Origin of the sequence: Nocardiopsis tropica, from assembly GCF_042660575.1 — a bacterium.
In the GTDB taxonomy this organism is placed as follows: domain Bacteria; phylum Actinomycetota; class Actinomycetes; order Streptosporangiales; family Streptosporangiaceae; genus Nocardiopsis; species Nocardiopsis tropica.
Genome location: NZ_JBHSUF010000027.1, coordinates 1 through 22,214, shown reverse-complemented (window position 1 = coordinate 22,214; position 22,214 = coordinate 1). Strand labels below are relative to the sequence as shown.

Here is a 22,214-nt window from a genome sequence, read left to right as displayed (position 1 = left end):
CACGGTCGGCCGGGAGGGCCGGGGCCGTGGGCATGGCGGCGGGCGGACTGCTCGTGACGGCGCTCGCGGCGTCCCGGGGCAGGAGGACGCGCTACGCGCCCCCTACGCGCCGGTCGGGACGGTGGGCCCGGCCGTCACGGTGGTGCTCGTCGGACGGCTCACCCGTCCCGTGCACGGGCACGGCGGGCGACCGCCGGCCCGGGGCCCGCTCTGCGGAGGGGCAGCCCCCGTTTCAGGAGGCCGCCTGCCTTCCGATGTCGCGCAGCAGCAGGTGGGCCTCGTCCAGACGGGGACCGAACGCCTCCGGGGTCTCGGAGAGGCGCATGGCGGTCAGCTCGCAGGCCATGGCGGTGTGGGCGGCGAGCACGGCGACGTTCTCGGGCGTGCCCGCCTCCACCAGGGCCCCGGCCAGCCGGACGGCCCGCTGGTGCTGGGTGAGGAGGTAGCGGGAGCGCAGTTCGGTGCTCTCCGCGAGCAGCCGCACCAGGACCGCGGAGTGGGCGGGGGACAGCGCGGCGTGCGGCCGGGTGGCCGCGTTGGCCTCCCGGAGCAGGCCCACCGCGGTGTGCAGGTCGTCGCCGATCGGCTGCGTGGCCTTCTCCCGCACGTAGGCGCACATGCGGTCGACCTCGGCGTCGTCGTCGGCGAACAGCACCTGCTGCTTGTCGCCGAAGTACCGGAAGAAGGTGGTGCGACCCACCTCCGCGCGCTCCGCGATCGAGGCGACCGTGACGTTGTCGAATCCGTGTTCGGCGAAGAGTTGGAAGGCGGCTGACACGATCATGGCTCGGGCCTTACGCCGTTTGCGGGCGTGGAGCGTGTCCGGGGGGTGTTGCATGAGGCGACCCTATCGAGTGGGAACCTGGTTCTCCCTGGTACGCGGGACCATTGGGACGGTAGTCCTGAAACGCACAGTGAGAACCGGGGAGCGGGAAGTCGTCTGGCCTGTTGTTCACGAGGAACGCAACCGTGCGGGCACAGGCCGGATCCGCACGGGTGCACCGGTTGGCCCGGAATTTTATTGCAGAGGAGTCTCGGTCTGACACCCGCCTTCCACTGGGGACGGAACACCGCCAGGAAAGTGGTTCCCCTCTCAGGGCGGTTATGCCGCCGAGGGGCGAACCATTTCCGGTTGGAACTCATTAAACACCGGCGGTAAATCGTTCAGGTTCCTAACCATTGACTCCCTCCCCTGTCCGGAACCCGCCACGGCCACGTCTCCTCACGGATTGTCACACCCTTGTGCCACAGTGGAGTCATCGATCGGTTCCTGGAGTTGGTCATGGCATATCTGCTGCTCATCGGCACACGCAAGGGCCTCTTCACGGCCCGGAGCGAGGATCGTCGGCGCTGGGAGGTGGAGGGCCCCCACCGGATCGACGCCGCGGACTACGCCAGCATGAGCGCGGTGTACGCGGTCGGCGTCGACCCGCACACCGGCCGCCTCCTGGCGGGGGCGGAGAGCTCGCACTTCGGCCCCAGCGTCTGGTACAGCGACGACCTCGGCCGCACCTGGCACGAGCCCGCGTCCGCGCCCATCGCCTTCCCGGAGGACACCGACGCGTCCTTCGTCCGCGCCTGGCAGTTCGCCTTCGGCGACGACCCCGGCACCGTGTACGCGGGGGTCGAGCCGCACGCGCTCTTCCGTTCCACCGACGGCGGCCTGAGCTTCGAGCTGGTGCGGGCGCTGTGGGACCACCCGCACCGGGCCGAGTGGTTCCCGGGCGCGGGCGGCGCGGCCATCCACACGGTCCTGCCCGGCGTGCTCGGCGCGGGCGACCGCTCACCCGACGCGATCACGGTGGCCATGTCCACCGGAGGTGTCTACCAGACACGCGACGGGGGCGCGAGCTGGAACCCGGCCAACCGGGGCATCTCGGCGGTCTTCCTGCCCGAGGAGGAGCCCGAGTTCGGCCAGTGCGTGCACAAGGTGGCCGTCGCCCCGGACGGGTCGATGTACGCCCAGAACCACCACGGCGTGTACCGCAGCGCCGACCCCGCCGGCGAGGGGTGGACAGCGGTGGAGGAGGGGCTGCCCACCGACTTCGGGTTCGCCGTGGTCGCCCACCCGCACCGTCCGCTCAGCGCGTTCAACTTCCCGGTGGTCAGCCAGGAGGTGCACCTGACACCGGGCGACCGGCTGTCGGTGTACCGGACCGACGACGGGGGCGGGAGCTGGCGCCCGGCGGTCCGGGGGCTGCCGCAGGACCCCTACTTCGGAATCGTGCTGCGCGACGGCGCCTGCACCGACGGCGCCGACGTGCCGGGCTTCTACTTCGGCACCCGCTCCGGCGACGTCTACGCCTCCACCGACGACGGGGACAGCTGGGAACAGGTGGCGGCGCACCTGCCCGACGTCCTGTGCGTCCGCGCGGCGGAGGTCTGACATGCGTGTGACGGTGCACCTGCCGGGGCTGCTCCGGGCCGACGCCGACGGCGCCGCCCACGTCCCGGTCGAGGTCGCGGACGGCACCCCGCTGGGCGGGGTCCTGGACGCGCTCACCACCCTGCACCCGGGCCTGGACCGGCGCATCCGCGACGAGCGCGGGGAGCTGCGCCGGTACGTCAACGTGTTCGTGGACGGCGACGAGTGCCGCGGCGCGGGAGGGCTGGCGGCGCCGGTCCCCGACGGCGCGAACGTGCGGGTGCTCCCGTCCGTGGCGGGCGGCTGACCCCGGCACCGGACGCCGTCCGGCCCCCGCCCCGCCCGGGGCGGGGCGGGGGCCGGGCCGGCCGTCCACAGGTGCGCGGTCGCCCCTACCGGTGGGCGTCCGCCTGCGGTTCGCTTGATACAGGGGGCCCAGAGGGTCCGCCCGCACCGTGCTGCCCCGGCCCCGGCCCCGGCACGGGCACGGGACCGGAGCGGCGCATCGGCATCGGCCGCAGGTACGTCAGGCTCCGCCACAGCCACTCCAGGGGGCCGAGACGCAGCCAGCCGCTCCACACCCGCGCGAAGGCCGCCGCCGCGACGAAGAACGCCAACGCCACGCCGTACTGCGCAAGCAGCGGGATCTCACCCTCCAGCGGCCCCATCGCCGCCAGGAACACCGCCGTGCTGGCCAGGTACACCGTGAGGGTCATCCGGCCGAGCGGGGCGAGGGCGCCCAGCACGCGGGCCGACGTCCGGCCCCGGCGCACGAGCCACCACACCAGGCCCAGGTAGAACAGCGCGCCGCCCCCGCCCATCAGCGTGGACGCGAGGGACACCAGCAGCGACGACCCCGGCCGGACGACCGGCATGCCGTCGTCCCCGAGCACCGGGACGCCGTCGGCGCCCATCTCCATCGGGAAGAACACGTCGGCGGCGAGCATGGCGCCGTACCCGAGCACCTCGAGGGCCAGCCCGGTCCACAGCATGACCACCGGCAGGCGCGACGGAAGGCCCTCGGCTCCCGGCGCGAGTTCGGGGCGCCGGGCCAGCCACGCGCCCACGCAGAAGAACCCCAGGGTCTGCGGCACCTGGACGACCAGCGTCGTCCAGCTGTGCGAGGGCAGCAGGGAGTGGAGGAGGAGTTCGGCGAACGGCGCCGCCGCGAACAGCGCCAGGGCCGCCACGAGGGGGCGCCCTCGGGAGCCGCCGGTCAGCAGCGGCATCAGGGGGACGAGGACGAGCGCCGTCAGGGCGTAGTGGGTGAGGATGTCGCCGTCGAACACCAGCAGGTGCGGCACCCCGAACAGCAGGCCCAGCACGGCGTAGCGGCGCGCCATCACGGCCGCCGGACGCCCGCCGTGCCGGACCGCGGAGCGCCAGGCCAGCACCGCCCCGACCCCGATCAGGACCATCAGCACCGCCCGTGCCTTGCCGCTCAGCAGCAGGCTCAGCCCGGTGTCCACGAGGGAGGTCAGGGTCGACCGGTCGCGCTCCCCCGCCATCTCCGCCGAGAACACGACGAAGGGCGCGTTCATCAGCACCACGCCGATCATCGCGAGCGCGCGGGCGACGTCGAGGAAGGCCACGCGCCGGGGAGCTCCCGGCGGCGACGCGTCCCCCGCCCGGCCGTCCGGCCCCTTCCGCTCCCCGGCCCCCGGGCCCGGTGCGGCGGCCGACGCGGGCGCGTCCCCCTCCGCGTACCCGGGCACGGGGGCACGCACCGGCTGCGGGGTTTCCCCCGGTCCCCGGTCCTGCTGCGGATACGGCCCCGGCCCCGCGGCGGCGCCCGGCTGTACGTCGGTCACGTCTGCTCCCCTCGTGTGCGGACCTCCAGACTCGCTCCGGGCCCCTCCCGCGCACATCGACCGAACAGCCGAACGGCGTCCCCGGCCCCCTCCTCCTTTCGGCCGAGGGCTCCCGGAGCGGCGGCGTCTAGCCTGGGCACATGGCGTCGAACAACATCCCCTCCCCGCTCCACGGCCGCCTGCCGGGACTGGAGGGCGCGGCCGTCCGGCTCGTTCCGTGGGCCGTGGCGGGGGTGCTGGCCCTGACCTGGGGATACGACCTGGTCGGGACGGCACAGACGCAGACCGTTCCGAACTGGGCGGGACCGCCGCACTCGCCCATGGACTACGTCCCGGTGGTCGCGGGCGCGGTCGCGGTCGTGCTCGCCCTGGTCGCCCTGAACCCCCGCGCGGGCCGCACGCCGACCACCGTCTACGGGGTCGCCGCCGCGCTCGTGGTGATCACCGCCTCGGCCGTGCTGGCCCCCCTGCCGAAGGGCATGTTCGGGTACGCCTTCGCGCCCTCGGAGATCCTGCCCCTCCTGGTCCTGCTGTCGCTGGCGGCACTGCGCTGCCGCCCCTGGCAGGTCGCCGCGGTCGCGGTGTGCGCGTTCGCGGCGGGCCTCACCGACCACCTGCGCGAGCCCAACAGCTACGGGGTCGTCTCGCCGGCGCTGATGATGGTGACGGCAGGTCTGGTCCCCGGCCTGTACCTGCGGTGGAGGGCGTTCCAGCGGCGGTCCCACGCGGAGCGGGCGCGCGCCCAGGAGCGCCTGGCCGTCGCCCGCGACCTGCACGACGTGGTCGCGCACGAGGTGACCGGCATCGTCGTGCAGGCGCAGGCGCTGCGGTACATCGCCGAACGCGACCCCGGGGCGGTGCGGGACGGGCTGCCCGAGATCGAGGCCGCGGGGGCGCGCGCCCTGGAGTCCATGCGGGGTATGGTGACCCGCCTGCGCGAACCGGACGACGTCCCCCTCTCCCCCGACCTCTCCGGCGGGCTCGCCCGCCTGGAGGCCGCCGCCTCCGACGGCCTCCCCCGCGTGTCGGTACGGTGCGAGGGGGACGTGGACGGCCTTCCTCCGACCGTCGGCACGGCGGTCCTGCGGATCGTCCAGGAGTCCGTCACCAACGCGCTGCGGTACGCCCGCGGGGCGGCCCTGGTGGACGCGGTGGTCCGCGCCGGGCCGGACGGGGTGGCGGTGGAGGTGCTCGACGACGGCCGCGAGGCGGGGAGCGGCGTCGGCGGCGGATTCGGCCTGGTGGGGATGGCCGAACGCGCCCGGATCCTCGGCGGGGAGCTGTCCGCGGGGCCGCGCGGCGGAGGGCACGGATGGGAAGTACGGGCGTGGCTGCCTCTGGAGGGGGACTCATGACGATCCGTGTGCTGCTCGCGGACGACCAGAGCATGGTGCGGACGGGGTTCCGGTACATGCTGGACGCCGAGGACGACATCGCGGTGGTGGGCGAGGCCGGGGACGGCCTGGAGGCGGTCCGGAAGGCGCGGGAGCTGCGCCCGGACGTGACGCTCATGGACATCCGGATGCCGGGCGTGGACGGTCTGGAGGCGACCCGGCGGCTGGCGGGTCCGGGGGTGGAGGACCCGCTCCGGGTGGTCGTGGTGACCACGTTCGACCTGGACGAGTACGTGCACGCGGCGCTGGGCGGCGGGGCGGTCGGGTTCCTGCTGAAGGACGCGGGCCCGGCCCTGCTGATCGAGGCGGTGCGCGCTGCCGCCCGGGGCGACGCCCTGGTCTCCCCGCAGATCACGGTGCGCCTGCTGCGCCACTTCTCCGCGACGGCCCCCCGCTCCTCCCCCGACGACGGCGGGCTGACCCCGCGGGAGCTGGACATCGTGCGCTCGGTGGCGCGGGGGCTGACCAACACCGAGGTCGCCGCGGAGCTGTTCGTCACGGTGAGCACCGTGAAGACGCACCTGGCGAGCGTCCAGGGCAAGCTCGGGGCGCGGAACCGGGTGGAGGTCGCCGCCTGGGCGTACCGCAGCGGGCACGTCACCTGACGGGCGTGCCGGGACCGCTTGCGCCGTCCCGGGACCCGGCCCAGCGGGACGGGGCCGCCTGTGCCGGGCGTGGCGGGCGGCGTGTGGCGGGCGGCCACGCGCCCTCCGCGTCCCGGCGGCGACGCACGGTCACGCCCCATCCGTGACCCCATCGGTGCTTTGACCCAATTCTGACCCGGGCCCCGGTGTCGCCTTCGCCCCGGTGCGGCGGGCCCCGATGATGATCGGGGGAAGCACCCGACCGCACCGACTGCGAGGTTTGCCCATGGCCACGATGCGAGCCGCCCGGCTCAACGTGAGGACCCGGACCCTGGAGGTCAAGGACGTTCCGCGGCCCGTCCCCGGCCGGGGGCAGGTCCTGGTCCGGGTGAGGGCGGCGGGCGTGTGCCTGTCCGACGTCCACCTGGTCGAGGGCATCCTCCGGCCGCAGTACCTGGAGGGCGACGAGGTCACCCTGGGGCACGAGGTGTCCGGCGAGGTCGAGGAACTGGGCCCCGACGTCCTGACCGCCGGGGTCGGCGACCGGGTGGCGCTCCAGGCGGGCCAGCGCGACCGCGCCGGGAAGACCCTCACGCGGGGGGTCGACTACGACGGCGGCTGGGCCGAGTACGCGCTCGCCGACGAGGAGACCCTCGTGCCGATCCCCGACTCCCTCCCGTTCGACCAGGCGGCGATCATCCCCGACGCGGTGTCCACGCCGTGGGCGGCGGTCACCGCCACGGCCGGCGTCGGCCCGGCGGAGGCGGTCGGCGTGTGGGGCGCGGGCGGGCTGGGCGCGCACGCCGTGAAACTGCTGCGGCTGGTGGGCGCCGCCCCGGTCATCGCCGCCGACCCCGACCCCCGGGCCCGGGAGCGCGCCCTGGCGTTCGGGGCCGACGCCGCCCTGGACTCGGCCGCACCCGACTTCACGGCGAAGGTCCGCGAACTGACCGGCGGGCGGGGCCTCGACGCCGCCTTCGACTTCGCGGGCGTCCCGGTCGTGCGCGAACAGGCGCTCCGGCTGCTCGGCGAGCACGGCCGCCTGGTCCTGGTCGGCCTGACCGACAAGCCGCTGGAGATCAGGGACGGCACCCGGTTCAGCTACCTCAGGCAGCAGGTCCTCGGCCACTACGGCTCCGAGCCGGAACACGTCGTCGAACTGGTGGAGCTGGTGGGGGCGGGCCGCCTGGACTTCGCCGGATCGATCAGCGGAACCTTCGGCCTGGAGGAGGCGCCGGAGGCGGTGGAGCGCCTGGAGAAGCGGATCGGCTCCCCGGTCCGCCTCGTCCTGGAGCCCTAGTGGACTGGCCGAAAACGTTGCTGGTGTGACATGAGGGGTCCAGACCTCGATGATCTTGTACTTATAGCGAGGTTGGACGGCGAGACTCGCTATAAGTACAAGATCACGGCAGGTAGCACGGGGTCTGCGAACCTTTCCGGTCACCGCACTAGGCGTACCGGGCCGAGGGGCCGGGCCCGCGCGTCCGGCCCGGTGCCCGGCGGGACCGCCGGGCGCCGGGCGGGCAGCCCCGGGTACAGCGGGGCGCCGGGCGGGCGGCCCGCGGCCCGTGCCGGGGCGGCGCTCCGGTCCCGTGCCGGTGCCGGTGCCGGGGCCGGGGCAGCACGGTGCGGGCGGACCCTCTGGGCCCCCTGTGTCAAGCGAACCGCAGGCGGACGCCCACCGGTAGGGGCGACCGCGCACCTGTGGACGGCCGATCCCCGGACGCCGACCGGCAGGGCGCCCGCGTCCGCCGTGCGGCCGCCCGGCCTGCCAGTTCCCGGCCTACCAGTTCCCGGGCGCGTAGTCCTTGAGGAAGCACCCGTGCAGGTCCTCGCCCAGCTCGCCCCGGACGATGGGGTCGTACACGCGCGCGGCCCCGTCCTCCAGGTCGAGCGGCGCGTGGAACCCCGCCTCGGCCATCCGCTCCTTGTCCGGGTGCGGCCGCTCGTCGGTGATCCAGCCGGTGTCCACGCTGGTCATGAGGATGCCGTCGGACGCCAGCATCTCCTCGGCGCTGGTCCGGGTGAGCATGTTGAGCGCGGCCTTGGCCATGTTCGTGTGGGGGTGGCCCGGGCCCTTGTAGCCGCGGCCGAACACCCCCTCCATCGCGGACACGTTGACGATGTAGGAGCGCCGGGCGGAGGTCGCCGCCAGGGCCGGCCGCAACCGGTCCACCAGCATGAACGGCGCGCTCACGTTGCACAGCTGCACTTCGAGCATCTCCACGGGGTCGATCGCGCCGACCTTCCGCGTCCAGCTGTTCTCCGCCGCGAGGTCCGGGACCAGGCCGCCCGCGTCGATCGCCGTACCGGCGCGCACCCGCTCCAGCGAGGCCGACCCCGTGGTCAGCGCGAGCGACGTGAGCATCTGCGGCGTGAGCGCGTGCGGCGCCACCGCGGCTCCCCCGTCGTCCGCTCCCTCCGCCGCCTCCAGCGCGCGCGGCCGGACGCCGCCCAGCACCAGCGGCTCGGGCAGGCCCGCGCCCGTGAGCGGCTGCGCCTCCGCCTCGATCAGCGGCCCGTACGAGCCCGGCGAGCGCCGCACCGTCTGGGCGGCGTTGTTGATGAGGACGTCCAGCGGCCCCTGCTCCGCGACCGAGTCGGCCAGGCGCACCACCTGGGCGGGGTCGCGCAGGTCGATGCCCACCACCCGGAGCCGGTGCAGCCACTCGCCGCTGTCCGGCATGGCCGCGAAGCGGCGCACCGCGTCGTTGGGGAACCGCGTCGTGATGGTGGTGTGCGCGCCGTCCCTCAGCAGCCGGAGGGCGATGTACATGCCGATCTTCGCGCGCCCGCCGGTGAGCAGCGCGCGCCGGCCGGACAGGTCGGTGCGGGCCGCACGCCGCTCCTTGTTGAACGCGGCGCACGTCGGGCACAGCTGGTGGTAGAAGGCGTCGACCTCACGGTACTTCTGCTTGCAGATGTAGCAGGGCCGGGCCTTGCGCAGCACCCCCGCGAGGGCGCCCCCGGCGCCGCTGGTGAGGGCGCGGCCGTTGGTCTCGTCGTCGATCCGGTCCGGCGCGGCGGTGGCGGTGGCCGCGAACACGGCCTCGTCGTGGGCCTTCTGGGCGGTCTGCCGCTCCTTGCGGCGGCGCTCCTTGACGGCCTTGAACAGCTTGGCGGTGGCCCGTTGCAGGAGGGCCGAGTCCGGGTGGTCGCTGGGCAGCTCGCCGGCGCGGGCGAGGACGTCCAGGCACACGGCCATCCGCTCGGGGGAGATCCCCGGCTCCGTCCCCGAGGCGTCCGCGCCCCCGGGCACCCGCGCCGCCCCGTCGGCGGAGCCGTTTCCGGGCCCGTCCGCCCGTCCGACGCCGTTCGCCGGTCCCGTCCTCGTCTCCGTCATCGTCTCCGTCACCGCTCCGCTGCCGTCCTGGGGCCCGCGCTCGCGGACCCGGTGGCGCCCGACTCGGGGCCATCAGGAACCTTATGCGCACTCGCACACCACGCGGGGCACAATCCAGTCGAGGGGACAGGTGACCATGGAGTGGACACAGACGACGCATGGGACATATGAGGCCCATGGGTAAGGGGAGATCCGTGATCCAGCCGAGAGCCGCCTCGGACGCGGCTCGCACCGATCGCGAGCTCGTGGTGCTGCTCGACGAGGAGTACCAGCGGGTAGGGGTGGCCGACAAGGCCACCGTGCACACCGGGGACACCCCGCTGCACCTGGCGTTCTCGTGCTACGTCCTGGACGCGGACGACAGGGTGCTGCTCACGCGGCGGGCCCTCGGCAAGACCACCTGGCCCGGCGTGTGGACCAACAGCTGCTGCGGCCATCCCGCGCCGGAGGAGGGGTTCGAGGAGGCCGTGCGCCGCCGCGCGTGGCAGGAGCTGGGGCTGGCCGTGGGCGGGGTGCGGTCCGCGCTGCCGGACTTCCGCTACCGGGCCGTGTCCGCCGAGGGGATCGTCGAGAACGAGTTCTGCCCGGTGTTCTGGGCCCGGGCCGAGGGGGAGCCCTCCCCCAACCCGGAGGAGGTCGCCGAGTACGCGTGGGTGGAGTGGGCGGACCTGGTGGCGGTCGCCGGGCGCACGCCGTGGCTGCTGAGCCCGTGGGCCGTGGAGCAGATCCCCCGGCTCGACGCCCTCTGAGCGCCCGGCCGCCCGGCGGGACGCCGGAGCGGCCGGCGCTCCGGAACAGCCGGAACACCGGAACGCCGGAGCGGTCGGCGGGACGCCGAAACGGCCGGGACCCCGGCCCCGGGTCCCCGGGCGGGCCGGGCCCCGGCGCGGCGGCCCGGCGCGGACGGCGCACCCGGGTCCCGTGAGAACCCGGTCCCCGGCCGGAGGTGCTGAAGGCGGCGCTCCCTGGGTAGGACCGGGATGGGTGCCCCCTCTTCCCCTGGAGCTGAGACCCATGGCCGCAAGCCCTGACGGGCGGTTGCTCCGTCCCGCCGCCCTCGTCGTCGACGTCCTCGACACCCTCTTCCCCCTCGGCCCCCTGGAATGGCGCTTCCGGGAGGCCGGGATCCCCCGGGTGCTCATGACCCGCTGGTCGGACCACCTGCTGCGCGACTCGTTCGCCCTGGCCCTGACGGACGGCGGGCCGGGGTCCGGGGACGGCCGCTCCTTCGAGGACGTCGTCCGGGGCGCCCTCCGGGACATCACCGGCCACCAGATCGCGCCGGCGGCGGAGGACGCGATCATCGAGGGGCTGGCCTGGCTGGACCCCCGCCCCGAGGCCTCCGCGGCCCTCGCCGCCGCGCGCGGCGCCGGTCTCGGGGTGGCCACCCTGGGCAACGGCGACGTCGGGCTGCACCGCGCCCTGCTGGAGCGGGCGGACCTGCTGGACCTGGTGGACCACGTCGTCGCCGCGCGTCCGACGAGCGACTGGAAGCCCGCACCCGGCGCCTACCTGGCCGCCGCGCGGGCCCTGGGCCTCCCCCCGGAGCGGGTGGGCCTGGTCAGCGGCCACGGCTGGGACGTGGCCGGCGCCCGCCGGGCGGGGCTGGTGACGGGCTGGTCCGGACACCTGGAGGGTCGTTTCCCCTCGCTGTTCGCCCCGCCGGACGCCTCCGGCCGCGACCTGGCCGAGACGGTCGACCGGCTCCTCGCCCTGCCCTCGGCTCCCGTGGCCTGACCCGCTCCGCCCCACCGCCGTGCCCCGTCCCCGGGGACGGTTCCGGCGCACGGACCCGCCACGGGCACGGGGGCCCCGGGGACGGGAGCCGCGGAGCCGGAACGGCCCGGCGCTCCACGGTCCTGCGGTCCACGGCCCGGGGGCCGGACGATCAGGGGGTCAGCCCTCCCAGGACCGGTCGTACTCGGGGTGGGTCCGGTAGACCGCGGCGAGGTACTTGACCGCCAGCCGCCAGGCCAGCAGCTCGGACCAGGGGTCGCCGCCGCCGGTGTCCGCCTGGGGGCCGGGGGTGAGGCTGCGCATGCTCGCGTGGTGCGCGTCGGCGTACCCGCGGACGATGTTGCGCTTGGCCGCGACCTCCGCCAGGGCCCGGTCCCGGCCGCGCGCTCCCACGGGCACGGCCTTCGACGCGCGTTCGTCCTCGTCCAGACGCGCGTTCAGGAACTCGACGATGGTCAACGGACAACTCCCCTTCTGTCCCCCTTGCCCGGCACAGGGGTCAGTATCTGCCATAAATCCGGTCCGGGCCACTTCGTCCGGATGCTCACGAGCACGCCTCCGGAGCCGGGCCGGGGGCCGCGGCCCGGCTCCGGAGACGCCCCTCCCGGGTCCCTCCGGCACGGCCGTCCGACGGGGCGTGTCCGGGGGCGGGGCTCCCCGTGCACGGGACCGCGGGCCCTGTCAGGCCGTCAGGCACAGCCCTCGAACTGGGGGACGCTGTCCAGCGTCTCCAGACCCGTTCCGTCGAACCACCTGCTCAGCATGTCGTCGGCCACCCCGTCCTGGTACATCTTGCTGATGGCCCTGTTCACGGCCTCGCACGCCGCCACGTCCCCGTATCGCAGGCCCACACCGTACTTCTCGTCGGTGAAGGGGTTGCCGACGAGCCGGAACTCACCGGGGCTCTGGGTCTGGAAACCGGCGAGGATCAGGTTGTCCGTGGACACCGCGTCCACATCGCCCTCCCGCAGCAGGCCGATGCAGTCCGTGTAGGTCGGCTCCTCCGTCGGGACCACGTCGATGCCGAGGCCCTCGGTGATGCGGGTGGTGGAGTTGGACCCCTCGCCCTGGCAGACGTCGAGCCCCTCCAGGTCGCGGACGCCGCCGATCTCCGCGGCGTCGGAGCGCACGAGCACGTCCTGCTTGGCCACGTAGTAGGGGCCGGCGAACGTGACCTCGGTCTTGCGGACCGGGGTGATGGAGTAGGTCGCCACCACCATGTCCACGCGGCGGCCCGACACCAGCAGCGGGTCCTCGACGTCCAGCACGTCCTCCCGCTGGTCGGACGTGACGCCCACGAACTCCACGCTCCCCTCGGGGATCCCCAGCTCCCCGGCGATGTACAGCGCCACGTCGACGTCGAAGCCCTCGAAGCCGCCCTCCCCGTCCTCCAGCCCGAGGCCGGGCTGGTCCGCCTTGACCCCCACGGTCAGGGAGGTGGCGTCCACCAGCGACTCCTCCTCGCCCAGCACCGCCGAGCAGGCGGACATCCCCGACACCGCCGCGGCGGCCAGGGCGGCCGCGGCGACGGTGCGGCGGTGTCGAAACATCATCGGCCTGTTCCTCGTCTCTAGGGGGTCAGCGGTACTCGGCCAGCCGGGGGCGCACCCCGAGCACGACGAGTGCGAGCAGGGCGAGCGCTCCGACGGGCAGCAGCCACGACCACGGGGCCAGGGCGGAGTCGCCGCGGGCGATGCCCGCCGTGAACGCCTCCTTGTGCTGTCCTGTCAGCTCGTCGAGAGCCTGCTCGTAGGCGCGGAAGGCGCCGTCCTCCGCGTGGGCGATCTCCATCCGGACGGCGACGGCGGAGTCGAGGTCGCCCGCCTCGACCGCCGCGCGCAGTTCACGGTCCCTGTCCTGGAGGGCGTTGTAGGACACCAGCACGTCGGCGAGCGCGCCCTCCTGCCCCGGCAGCAGCGAGTCGCCGGCGTTCTCCCCCAGGTAGCCGAGCGCGACGGGGGCGTCCCCGTCGGCCCTGCCGCCCTCGGACTGCTCCGACGACGCGGCGGCCACCTCGTCGATCGCCGCGTAGTAGTCCTCCAGGTTGTCGGCCGGGCGGAACAGCACCTGCTGCGCCCGCTCCAGGTACACCTGCTGGTAGTTGTCGGCGTGGGTCGGATCGACCAGGTAACGGCTCTGGTCGGCCTGCATGTCGGTGGAGATCGCCCCTGCACGGGACAGCGCCATCGCCGCGTCCAGGCCCTCCTCCTTCGCGTCGCGCTGGTGTTCGCCGCTGGTGACGAGCGCGAGGACCACGCCGGCGGTGAGCAGGAGCGTCCCGGCGGTCGCGGCGAGCACGGGGACGTTGACCCGGCGGCGGAAGCGCACCCGCAGGTAGAGCTGGAGGCCGACCAGCGAGACGAGCGTCACCGCGCCGGCGGAGCCCACCCACACCAGGCCGAGCGCGACGGCCGACTGGCCCTCCTCGTGGTGGGCGCGGATGATCGCCGACGAGTCCAGGCTCACGTTGAATGCCTTGGGCAGGAGCTCCGTGTGCATCAGACGGGTGGCCTGTCGGTACGACACCAGCGCCGTCGCGTCCACCTCGCCCGGAGGGGCCTGGGCCTCGTCGTTGCGGAGCCGGGCGTCGGTGGCCAGCTGCTCGTACTCGCCCATGCCGTCGAGGACGGCCTGGAGGTCCAGTTCCTGGACGCTGCGCTCCTCGGCCCTGCCTTCCCCGGCGCCGTCTTCGCCGGTGACGGCCTCCCCGGCACCGCCCTCCTCGGCGTTGTCCTCGATGAGGGAGGCGGCCTGGAGCAGCGCCTCGTTGGCCCTGCTCCGGCTCTCCTCGTAGCGCTCCACCGCCTCGTCGCGGCCCGAGCCCAGGCCGTGGTCGGTGCCCATGAGCAGGATGTCGGCCAGCTGGGCGTCCATGTCGGCGAGGGCGAGGTACAGGTCGGTGGTCGTCATGGCCTGCGGTCCGGCCCCGTGGCCGACCACGTCCAGGCCCTCGCGCGCCTGGTTGAGGGTGAGGGTCGCCGAGCCGAACAGCCCCGCGACGGACACCAGGCACACCACCGTCAGCAGCCACACCCGGGCCGGGGTGGTGCGGAGCCAGCGGCGTGCGCCGGCCACGCGGTCACGCGCGTAACCGCCGGTCCGCGTGTCGGCGCCCCCGGGGAGGGCGGGCGGGCCTACCACCGCTCCGGCGTCCCGGGCGCCGCGCGCGGGGGACGCCCCGGAGGGGGCCGGCGGAGAGCCGGGGCGGTCACGGCCCAGCTCCTGGTCGGAGTCGGGGGGCATCAACGGGGTTCACCCCTTCTGGACGATGATGACGGTCCATGCTCCGACGTAGATCCGGTCACTGTCATACAGGGGCACCTCCACCTTGCGGGGGATCATGTTGGCGGTCCCGTTGATCATGGTCCCGTTCGTGGACCCGGGGTCGACGATCGACCAGGTCCCGTCGGGCTGGGCGACCAGGATCGCGTGGATGTGGGAGATCGCCGGGTCGCCCTTCGGCCCGCCCAGGTCGATCTCGGGCGTGAAGCCCCTGGACGCGCTGCGGCGGCCGATGTGGACCCGGTCGCCCTTCAGGCTCACCCGGCGCTGCTTGTTCACCGAGGGGAAGGCGATCTGGGCGGGGTCGAGCATGCCCCGGTCGACCATGTACTGGTAGTAGGCGGGGTCGGCCACGACGATGACCCGCCAGCGCGGGGCGGCCGGGGCGCCGTCCTGTTCGGAGCCCCCGCGTGTGTGGCTGCCGGACTGCGAGGCGAAGTCGTAACCGCACTCCTCGCAGAAGCGCCCGGTGCGGGAGGTCGAGCACTCGGGGCAGGGGCCGCCCCTGGGCGCGACGGGCGGCCGCCGCCGCCCGGGGGCGCGCGGCGGCGCCGGACGGCCCGCGGGGGCCTCCGGCGGCGGGGGCCGGTACGGCTGGGGCGGCGGCGAGGGGGAGTGCGCCTGGAGGCGCAGCCCGCAGGTGTCGCAGAAGTCAGTCGCCGTCGAGTGGTGCCCGGAGGGGCAACTCGGCATGGGTCCCTCCTACCCGGGGCCGGGGGCGCCGTGGGTTCCGGTCCCGTCCCCGGGCCGGGTCCGCACGGTCCGGGTCGAGTTGGTGTCCAGGGTCATCTCGTCGACCTTGTCGACGCCGGGCTTGAGACGGACGGCGCCGGTGACCGGGTCGAGGACCTCGACCACCTTTCCGAGGAGTCTCGCGGTCTCCGTGTCACCCGTCTCCTCCGCGAGGGCGACGGCACGGCCCAACCGCGTGGTGGCGGTGTTCTCGTCCCCGTCGCGACGGGCCGCGAGCCCGTCCTGAATGGCCTGGGCCAGTTCGACCTGGCCGGTGTAGTGCGCCACCCGCGGGTTGATCCGGGTGGCCGTGGCCTCGTCCGCCGTCCACTCCGCGAGGATGTTGCCGGAGGCGAGGACCTGGTCCTCCGCGCCCCCGGTCCCGGGGAGGACCACACGCACCCACCCGGCGCGCAGCTGCCGTCCGGGGTCGCCCGCGGGCACCTCCACGCACACGTGGTAGTCGCGGTTCTCCGTGCCCCACGACCCCGTGGGGTAGTCGCCCGCCTGGGGCGCGCGCGCCACCGCCCGGTGGGTGAGCTCCTGCACCGTGGGCGACACCTGCTTGACGTAGCGCACCACGGAGTTCTGCGGGGTCCACAGCCGCAGGACGACGTCCGCGACGGCCTTGCCCATGGACGCCTGGGCCATGGCGCGGAAGTCGGCGGCCAGGTCGGCGGGGTCGGCGACGAGGCCGGGGCCGCCGCCGAGCAGCGCGGAGTCGATGCGGCGCAGGTCGTCGACCCTCCAGTCGGTGCCCACGCCCCGGCAGTCGCACACGAACCGGCCGGTGACCTGCCGCAGGACCCGCTCGAACTCCTCGGCGACCTCGTTGTTCCGACCGTCGGTGAGCAGGATGGCGTGCTTGATGCCGTCGTCCACGGTGGCGAACAGCTCCGCGGCGAGGGACAGCCAGGCGCCCATCCGGGTGCCGCCGTCGGCGCGCAGCCCGCCGATGGCGTCCAGGGCCTCGGCCCTGGTGACGGCGTCCACCTCGACGAACCGCCGCTCACCCTCGGGGAAGGCCATGCGTGCCTTGCTGCCGCCGCTGATCAGGGCGAACCTGACCCCCTCGCGCAGCGTCTCCACGGCCGCGCGGGCGGCGCGCTTGGCCTCGTGGAGCTTCTCCCCGTACATCGAACCGGAGGTGTCGACGATGATCACCTCGGAGGCGCGCACCGAGGACCCCACCAGGACGGGGCTGCGGGAGGTGACGCTGACGACGGCGTGCACCTCGCGCCCGCCGATGGGCAGGAACCTGTTCTGGTCGACGTCGATCCGGAACTCCGGTTCGGCGGACCGGTCAGTCCTGTTCGGCACGGGGACCCCCTTGCTCGGTGGGTACGGGGATGAGGACCGCGGTGATGTTGTCCTTGCCGCCGGCCCTCAGAGCGAGGCTGATGTAGGTACGGGCGGCCTCATGGGGCCTGGCCCCCGCTCCCGGCACCGCGTCGGTCAGCGACTGCGCCTCGGGGTAGTAGTTCCACAGGCCGTCGCTGCACAGGAGGACGGTGCCGGGCCCGGTCGGGGTGACGGTGGTGATGTGCGCGTCGATCTCGCCGGAGTCGGCGCCCATCCACGCGATGAGGGCGTGCGCGTTGGCCGACCTCATGGCCTCCTCGCGGGAGAGCGCCCCCATCTGCACCATGGCCTCGCTCCAGGAGTCGTCCCGGGTGAGCAGCGCCGACGCGCTGGACCTGGGCCCTCCGGAGAGCCAGTAGGCGCGGCTGTCCCCGACCCAGCCGACGGTGACCGTCCCGGCGGCGGGGTCCACGACCGCGGACACGAACGTGCACGCGGGCGCGGAGTCGAGCGACTCGGCGATCCCCGCGACGGCCTCGGCCGCCCTGGTCATCGCCGCGGCGGTGGCCTCGCGGGGGTCGGCGCCCCGGCGGATCTGCTCCGCGAGGACCGTCGCCCCCGTCTCCGCGGTGACCCGGGAGGCCTCGTCGGACCGGGGCGAGCTGGACACGCCGTCGCAGACCACGGCGCAGACCGTGCCCGGCGCGCGGGGGTCGTCCGCGGCGACGACGCGGATGGCCATGGCGTCCTCGTTGCGCCGGTGGCGGAGCCCGCGGTCGCTGACGCCCGCGGCCGCGTCCGTGCGCACCTCGACGTGGTCGCGCCCGGTGGGCTGGAGGAACCCGCACTTCTCGCAGTAGCCGTCGCCGACCCGGCCCGGGCACCACGCGCACATCTCGGGGTTGGTGGGCTGGACGGGGCTGCTGCCCACGGCGGGCGGCGGCCAGTCGGGCGCCGGGGCGGGCGGCGCGGCCGGGGCCGGCGCCCCGGCAGGGGCGGGCGGCGCGGCGGTCAGGGGTCTCAGGGAGTCCCGGCGTATCGGCTGGGTGGTGAACGAGTCGGCCCCGTGCCGTCCCGGGTCCGCCTCGGGTCCGCCGCCCCTCGGACGGCCTCCCCCGGCGGGGGGCGCGTCGGCGGCGGGCGCGGCCGGGGGCGCGGTCCCGGCCCCGGGGGCGGGGGCGCGGGTGGCGCCGTTGAGGCTCACCTGCGGAGCCGTCGGCCCACCGTCGGCCGGGACGAGTCCGGGGCGGGGGCCGCCCCCCGCGCCACCGCCGCCGACCGGCCCCCGTGTGGCGCCGGACATGCTCTGCTGGGGGGCCGTGGGCACGTTGTCGGGGCGCTCCGCGGGGGTGCCCCCCTCCCGCTCCGGGAGGGGGCGGCCGCACCCCTCGCAGAAGACGTCTCCCGCCGCCGCCCTGTCCGAGCAGGCAGGGCAGGTCCGCACCGTTGTCATAGCCGTTCCCTCGATCCTCACAGCAGCGTCACGGGACGCAGGGAGTTGGCCTTGTCGATCAGCTCGTACCGCCCCGAGGCGGCGGTGGACCGCTGGGCGAGCGCACGGTAGCGCCGCTCCAGGTTGGTCCGCACCCCCTTCTCGGTGAACGGGCCGTCGAGCAGCCTTCCGCCGCCGGGTGCGGCGCCCCCTCCGTCGAGCCACACCAGGGCGGACTCCAGGACGCGCGCGGCCAGCCGGTCGGCTGATTCGCTGTCCAGGCCGATGCGCTCCAGGCGCCGTCCGGCCTCGACGAAGTCGGCGGCGCCCGTCCCGGGGTGCCGGGCGGAGAGCACGGCGATCAGCGCGGTCTGGGCGTGGACGTGGAGGCTGGACATCTCCGGGACCCTGTCCAGGACGGCGACGGCGGCGTCCCGGTCGCCCTGGGCGAGGCGGACGCGGGCCAGGCCGAACGCGGCGCTGACGAAGGAGTGGTCGGTGTTCCAGACCGTCCGGTACTGGTGGGCCGCGGTGTCGAGCTCACCGGTCCGCTCGCAGGCGAGCGCCAGCCCGAGCTTGGGCGCGGCCTCCCCCGGGAGGTGGTCGTACAGCTCGTCGAAGTGGTCGCGGGCATCGCGGAACCGGGCGGTGCTCAGTTCGGCGACCGCCAGGTACCACATGGTGCGCCAGTCCCCGGGGACGGCCTCGCTGAACTTCTGGAGGGCGTCCACCGCCTCGCCCTGCCGGCCGAGCGTGATGAGCGCGCGGGCCAGCATCAGCAGGGTCTCGGGGGTGGGCGCGGGCATCGCGCGCAGGGCGGGGACGAGCTCCTCCGGGGGAAGGGCCCGGAACCCCCGCAGGTGCTGGGACGCCGGGTCGCCCCGGTCGACGAGGGGCGTGGGCAGCAGGGCGGCCGCGTCGGTGGGGGCGGGCGGCGCGAGCATGCGGTCGGCGTCGTGCGCGCCGACGCCGCTGCGGGTGCTGAAGTTCTCGCCCCCGAACAGGGTAGAGGGCGCCGGGTGCGGGGTCCCCTCCAGCTCGGACAGGACCTCGCGCAGGACGCCGGTGAGCTGGTCGGCCATGTCGCCCGCGTCGTGGAAGCGGAGTTCGAGCTCGCTGTGGACGGAGCGGCGCAGGAGCCGGTCGTACGACTCGAAGCGCTGGAGCAGCGGCACGGTCTCGCGCGGGGGGATGCTGTGCGGGTACTCGCGCATGAAGCTGAAGCGGAAGCTGAGCACGGCCAGCGCGCGGCCCACCGAGTACAGGTCGGCGCTGACGGTGGGGCCGGGGCCGCGCAGCTCGTCCTCGGTCACGCGGTAGCCGGGGGTCGTGTACACGGGGCTGACGGTGTCGTCCATGCGCCGAACGCCGCCGAGGTCGATGAGCTTGATCTGCTCCTCGCTCTGGATGACGTTGTCGGGCTTGAAGTCGCAGTACAGCAGGCCCCTGGAGTGCAGGTAGCCGAGGGCCCGCAGGGCCTCCAGGCCGTAGGCGATGACCTGGTCGACGGGGAGCACGGCGTCGGGGTCGTCCTCGCGGCGCTCTATGAGCAGTTCGCGCAGGGACTTGCCCCCGACGTACTCCATGACGATGTGCCCGCCGGGGATCCCGGTACGCGGGTCGGGGTGCTGCGAGAAGTTGATGATCTTGACGATGTTCGGGTGCTCGACCTCGGACAGGAACGCCCGTTCCGCGGCGGCCGCCTTGTGCGCCTCGGCGTCACCGGAGTTGAGCAGGCCCTTGAGGACGACCCACCGGTCGTTGACGTTGCGGTCGCGGGCCAGGTAGATCCAGCCGAGGCCGCCGTGGGCGAGGCAGCCGAGCACCTCGTACTGGCCGCCGACCCTGTCCCCGGGGGAGAGCTTGGGGGTGAACGAGAACTGGGTGCCGCACTTGCGGCAGAAGCCCTCGGTGCGGCCCGGCTGCTCGCCCCTGCTGCGGCCGACCTTCTCGCCGCAGTTGCCGCAGAAGCGGTTCTTCTCCGAGACGACCGGGTTCCGCATGACGGCCTCGGAGGGGTCCCGGTAGGGCACCGGGGGCACCATGACCATGCCCATGCCGAGCATGCCCCGGGAGGAGCCCCGGCGGCCGGAGCGCCCGGTGCCCGGGCCGTCGGACCCCGGGCCGACCGTGCCGGAGATGCTGCCGGGACCGGACCGCCCGGAGAGCTTGACGTTGCCGGAGAGCGGGCGGGAGTTGGCGGGGCCGCCGCCGGAGGAGGGGGTCGAGGAGGACCACGGGTCGGGGGCCTCGCCAGGCGGGGTCCCCACGGGCGACGGCCGGGGGCCGGAGCCCTGCCGCCGGCCCTTCCCCGGCCCCTGGTCCCCGGCGCCGGACGCGGCCCTCGGCCCGGTCCCGCCGGGGGGCGCGAAGGACCGCTGCGGACCGGAGCCCGGCGGGGGCGGACCGCCGAACGCGGGACCGGGCCCGGTCCCGGCGCGGGGCGCGCCGAACGCCCCGGGGGCGTCCGACGGCCGCGGAGCGCCTCCCGGGGAGGGTGCGCCGGATGCCGGAGGCGCGGTCGTCCCGGTGGGTCGCTCCTCCACCGGGGCCAGGCCGCACACACCACAGAAGCCGTCCTCGATCCGGCCGTGGCAGCCGGGGGCCGTGCACTTGGTCATCTGCTCACACCACCATCGCTCTCGCCGTCTGACGCGCCCGTGCCCGGTGTGGTTCTGTCCCCGGGCGTTTCGGTTCCGCCGAGTTCGTGGAGCGCCCGGAGGTAGGACGACAGGAAGACCGTGGCGGCGCGCAGGTCGCAGGGGGCCGTCCACAGTTCCGCGTGGGCCCGGGCGTGGAGTTCGGCCAGGCGCTCGTCCTCGGCGAGCCCCAGCCGCGCCGCGCGGGCGCGGAAGGCGTCCAGGCGCCCGCGCAGCTCGGCACGGCGCTCCATGAGCCCGGCGAGGTCCTCCTCGCGGTCGCGCGCGTCGTCGGCGGCCTCGTGGACGGCGCGCTGGAGTTCTCCCAGCCGCGTGCCGAGTTCGCGCCAGCGCCCCCGGGCGCGCAGGGAGTCCATCTCGCCGATGCCCGCCCGCAGTCCCGGCACCGGGTCCGGGACCTCGACCGCGGCGGGCGAGGAGACCTTGGCGACGACCCGGGCGCGGAGCCCGCGGGCGCGTGCGACGGCCTCCTCGACGCCGTCGATGGCGGAGCCGAGCCGCTCGACGCTCTCGGTGTAGGAGTCGCGCATGCGCAGGGCGTCGCGGAGTTCGCCGCGCACGCGCTCCAGGGCCTGGCGCAGGTGGTCGAGGGCGGAGGTGTCGACGCGCCCGTCCCCGACCAGTGAGAGGGGGTCGGTGCGGACCGTGGCGCCCACGGCGGCGAGGTCGGCCCGGAGGGCCTCGTACTCGTCCTCGTCGAGTTCGACCATGTCGGAGAGGGTGCCGATCTCCTGCCACATCGCGTCGAGTTCGCCGAGCCTCGGGTGGAGCACGTCCCAGGCGGTCCCGACCTCCGAGATGACCCCGGTGGCCTCCTCGTAGGCGGCGGACATGCGGGCGACGGCGTCGGCGAGGGTCACCGTCTCCTCGTCGGCGTGGAGCAGGCCCCGCTCGCCGAGGGGCGTGTGCCGTGCGGGGAGCACCACCGAGGGCCCGTTGAGCAGGGCGGTCAGCGCGGCCTGCGCCCCGGGTCCCCCGCCGTCCGCGCGCAACCGGGCGGCCTCCTCCACCACGAGGCGGAAGGCGTCGTAGACCGTCCACAGGGTGTGGACATGCGCGTCGGCGTGCTCCCAGCGCTCCCGGGTCCGGCCCTCGAGGGCCGCGCCCTTGAGGAGCTGGTGTCCGACGTGGGCGTCCAGGTCCGCGAGGTTGAGGGTGATCCGGTCGGCCTCCCCGCGCACGCGGTTGAGCTCGTGGTCGATGCCCTCCCAGCTCATGGGCGGTATACCGGCCCCCGACGCACTCGCCACCTTCCGTACCACTCCCGTCAGTGCGCCCCGGCCCGCGTGTGCCCGAGCGGGAACGGTCGATGTTCCTTTACCTGACACGAGTCTGGCGGGGAGGTCCGCGAACCACAAGAGAGTGCCCGCTTTACGGCCATGAACGGCCACTTCCTCACCCTTTGTGAACCAGACCACCGTGACGTGACAGACACCCTCCCATGCCGGTGCCACCGCTGTCGCCGCCAGCGGCGCCACAGCCGCCGGGGCGGGCCGCCCCGGCGCCCGCGTGCCCGGGCGGCCACGGCCCGGCTGACGGGGCGTGCGGTGGGGGCCGCCGCCGGGCGGCGCG

The 22,214-nt window shown here is 74.8% G+C and carries 18 protein-coding genes; 7 read left to right on the top strand and 11 right to left on the bottom strand.

Annotated features, from left to right (window positions below; genetic code table 11):
• Window positions 1-232: 232 nt before the first annotated feature.
• Window positions 233-838 carry a TetR family transcriptional regulator gene (locus tag ACFQBR_RS30460; RefSeq protein WP_267946951.1) on the bottom strand — a complete coding sequence of 202 codons (606 nt, stop codon included), beginning with the start codon at window positions 836-838 and terminating at the stop codon, window positions 233-235.
• Window positions 839-1,282: 444 nt separating this feature from the next.
• Between ACFQBR_RS30460 and ACFQBR_RS30455 the strand changes: the two genes are divergently transcribed.
• Both ACFQBR_RS30455 and ACFQBR_RS30450 read left to right on the top strand, forming a co-directional pair.
• A complete protein-coding gene (locus ACFQBR_RS30455) occupies window positions 1,283-2,386 on the top strand; it encodes a WD40/YVTN/BNR-like repeat-containing protein (RefSeq protein ID WP_267946952.1) in 1,104 nt (367 codons plus the stop codon).
• A gap of 1 nt (window position 2,387) precedes the next feature.
• Window positions 2,388-2,672 (top strand): MoaD/ThiS family protein, encoded by a 285-nt coding sequence (locus ACFQBR_RS30450; protein WP_344182945.1) that lies wholly within the window; start codon window positions 2,388-2,390, stop codon window positions 2,670-2,672.
• A gap of 85 nt (window positions 2,673-2,757) precedes the next feature.
• On the opposite strand, the gene ACFQBR_RS30445 is transcribed toward ACFQBR_RS30450, so the two are convergent.
• Window positions 2,758-4,176, bottom strand: coding sequence for a DUF418 domain-containing protein (locus tag ACFQBR_RS30445; protein WP_378554922.1), 1,419 nt, complete (start codon window positions 4,174-4,176; stop codon window positions 2,758-2,760).
• A gap of 140 nt (window positions 4,177-4,316) precedes the next feature.
• On the opposite strand from ACFQBR_RS30445, the gene ACFQBR_RS30440 reads away from it, so the two are divergent.
• From ACFQBR_RS30440 to ACFQBR_RS30430, 3 genes are all read left to right on the top strand, one after another.
• Window positions 4,317-5,531 carry a sensor histidine kinase gene (locus tag ACFQBR_RS30440; RefSeq protein ID WP_344182943.1) on the top strand — a complete coding sequence of 405 codons (1,215 nt, stop codon included), beginning with the start codon at window positions 4,317-4,319 and terminating at the stop codon, window positions 5,529-5,531.
• Window positions 5,528-6,175 (top strand): response regulator transcription factor, encoded by a 648-nt coding sequence (locus ACFQBR_RS30435; RefSeq protein ID WP_344182941.1) that lies wholly within the window; start codon window positions 5,528-5,530, stop codon window positions 6,173-6,175. Before ACFQBR_RS30440 ends, ACFQBR_RS30435 begins: the two co-directional genes overlap by 4 nt.
• Before the next feature lie 265 nt (window positions 6,176-6,440).
• A complete protein-coding gene (locus tag ACFQBR_RS30430; RefSeq protein WP_267946958.1) occupies window positions 6,441-7,454 on the top strand; it encodes a zinc-binding dehydrogenase in 1,014 nt (337 codons plus the stop codon).
• A 483-nt stretch (window positions 7,455-7,937) separates the two neighbouring features.
• Here the strand turns inward: ACFQBR_RS30430 and ACFQBR_RS30425 are convergent, their stop codons facing one another.
• Window positions 7,938-9,359 (bottom strand): SDR family NAD(P)-dependent oxidoreductase, encoded by a 1,422-nt coding sequence (locus ACFQBR_RS30425; protein WP_352982402.1) that lies wholly within the window; start codon window positions 9,357-9,359, stop codon window positions 7,938-7,940.
• A 332-nt stretch (window positions 9,360-9,691) separates the two neighbouring features.
• Here ACFQBR_RS30425 and idi point away from each other — a divergent pair, with 332 nt between their 5' ends.
• Window positions 9,692-10,246 carry an isopentenyl-diphosphate Delta-isomerase gene (idi, locus tag ACFQBR_RS30420; RefSeq protein WP_344186058.1) on the top strand — a complete coding sequence of 185 codons (555 nt, stop codon included), beginning with the start codon at window positions 9,692-9,694 and terminating at the stop codon, window positions 10,244-10,246.
• 265 nt (window positions 10,247-10,511) lie between these two features.
• On the top strand, window positions 10,512-11,234 hold the full coding sequence (locus tag ACFQBR_RS30415) for an HAD family hydrolase (protein ID WP_344186057.1): 723 nt from the start codon (window positions 10,512-10,514) through the stop codon (window positions 11,232-11,234).
• A 159-nt stretch (window positions 11,235-11,393) separates the two neighbouring features.
• Here ACFQBR_RS30415 and ACFQBR_RS30410 read toward each other — a convergent pair whose 3' ends face one another.
• The 8 genes from ACFQBR_RS30410 to ACFQBR_RS30375 form a co-directional block, all read right to left on the bottom strand.
• Window positions 11,394-11,693 (bottom strand): DUF6221 family protein, encoded by a 300-nt coding sequence (locus ACFQBR_RS30410; protein ID WP_267946961.1) that lies wholly within the window; start codon window positions 11,691-11,693, stop codon window positions 11,394-11,396.
• Between the two features lie 230 nt (window positions 11,694-11,923).
• Entirely contained in the window at window positions 11,924-12,787 is an 864-nt protein-coding gene (locus ACFQBR_RS30405) for a transporter substrate-binding domain-containing protein (protein WP_344186056.1), read from the bottom strand.
• Between the two features lie 25 nt (window positions 12,788-12,812).
• The gene (locus tag ACFQBR_RS30400; protein ID WP_378554921.1) at window positions 12,813-14,477 is read right to left on the bottom strand and encodes a hypothetical protein; all 1,665 of its coding nucleotides are present in this window, start codon (window positions 14,475-14,477) and stop codon (window positions 12,813-12,815) included.
• 9 nt (window positions 14,478-14,486) lie between these two features.
• Window positions 14,487-15,209 (bottom strand): FHA domain-containing protein, encoded by a 723-nt coding sequence (locus tag ACFQBR_RS30395; RefSeq protein ID WP_378554920.1) that lies wholly within the window; start codon window positions 15,207-15,209, stop codon window positions 14,487-14,489.
• Between the two features lie 9 nt (window positions 15,210-15,218).
• Window positions 15,219-16,568 carry a vWA domain-containing protein gene (locus ACFQBR_RS30390; protein WP_267946965.1) on the bottom strand — a complete coding sequence of 450 codons (1,350 nt, stop codon included), beginning with the start codon at window positions 16,566-16,568 and terminating at the stop codon, window positions 15,219-15,221.
• On the bottom strand, window positions 16,552-18,003 hold the full coding sequence (locus ACFQBR_RS30385) for a PP2C family protein-serine/threonine phosphatase (protein WP_378554919.1): 1,452 nt from the start codon (window positions 18,001-18,003) through the stop codon (window positions 16,552-16,554). The genes ACFQBR_RS30390 and ACFQBR_RS30385 overlap by 17 nt, the downstream gene beginning before the upstream one ends.
• A gap of 17 nt (window positions 18,004-18,020) precedes the next feature.
• Window positions 18,021-20,603, bottom strand: a complete 2,583-nt coding sequence (locus ACFQBR_RS30380; RefSeq protein ID WP_378554918.1) for a serine/threonine-protein kinase — start codon at window positions 20,601-20,603, stop codon at window positions 18,021-18,023.
• On the bottom strand, window positions 20,600-21,859 hold the full coding sequence (locus tag ACFQBR_RS30375) for a hypothetical protein (protein ID WP_344186469.1): 1,260 nt from the start codon (window positions 21,857-21,859) through the stop codon (window positions 20,600-20,602). Before ACFQBR_RS30375 ends, ACFQBR_RS30380 begins: the two co-directional genes overlap by 4 nt.
• Window positions 21,860-22,214: the final 355 nt, after the last annotated feature.

Excerpts from the sequence above, each read along its gene's own strand:
- ACFQBR_RS30460 (WP_267946951.1), bottom strand. The coding sequence starts at position 838 with ATGCAACACCCCCCGGACACGCTCCACGCCCGCAAACGGCGTAAGGCC.
- ACFQBR_RS30455 (WP_267946952.1), top strand. The coding sequence starts at position 1,283 with ATGGCATATCTGCTGCTCATCGGCACACGCAAGGGCCTCTTCACGGCC.
- ACFQBR_RS30450 (WP_344182945.1), top strand. The coding sequence starts at position 2,388 with ATGCGTGTGACGGTGCACCTGCCGGGGCTGCTCCGGGCCGACGCCGAC.
- ACFQBR_RS30440 (WP_344182943.1), top strand. The coding sequence starts at position 4,317 with ATGGCGTCGAACAACATCCCCTCCCCGCTCCACGGCCGCCTGCCGGGA.
- ACFQBR_RS30435 (WP_344182941.1), top strand. The coding sequence starts at position 5,528 with ATGACGATCCGTGTGCTGCTCGCGGACGACCAGAGCATGGTGCGGACG.
- ACFQBR_RS30430 (WP_267946958.1), top strand. The coding sequence starts at position 6,441 with ATGGCCACGATGCGAGCCGCCCGGCTCAACGTGAGGACCCGGACCCTG.
- ACFQBR_RS30425 (WP_352982402.1), bottom strand. The coding sequence starts at position 9,359 with ATGGCCGTGTGCCTGGACGTCCTCGCCCGCGCCGGCGAGCTGCCCAGC.
- ACFQBR_RS30415 (WP_344186057.1), top strand. The coding sequence starts at position 10,512 with ATGGCCGCAAGCCCTGACGGGCGGTTGCTCCGTCCCGCCGCCCTCGTC.
- ACFQBR_RS30405 (WP_344186056.1), bottom strand. The coding sequence starts at position 12,787 with ATGATGTTTCGACACCGCCGCACCGTCGCCGCGGCCGCCCTGGCCGCC.
- ACFQBR_RS30400 (WP_378554921.1), bottom strand. The coding sequence starts at position 14,477 with ATGCCCCCCGACTCCGACCAGGAGCTGGGCCGTGACCGCCCCGGCTCT.
- ACFQBR_RS30395 (WP_378554920.1), bottom strand. The coding sequence starts at position 15,209 with ATGCCGAGTTGCCCCTCCGGGCACCACTCGACGGCGACTGACTTCTGC.
- ACFQBR_RS30385 (WP_378554919.1), bottom strand. The coding sequence starts at position 18,003 with ATGACAACGGTGCGGACCTGCCCTGCCTGCTCGGACAGGGCGGCGGCG.
- ACFQBR_RS30380 (WP_378554918.1), bottom strand. The coding sequence starts at position 20,603 with ATGACCAAGTGCACGGCCCCCGGCTGCCACGGCCGGATCGAGGACGGC.
- ACFQBR_RS30375 (WP_344186469.1), bottom strand. The coding sequence starts at position 21,859 with ATGAGCTGGGAGGGCATCGACCACGAGCTCAACCGCGTGCGCGGGGAG.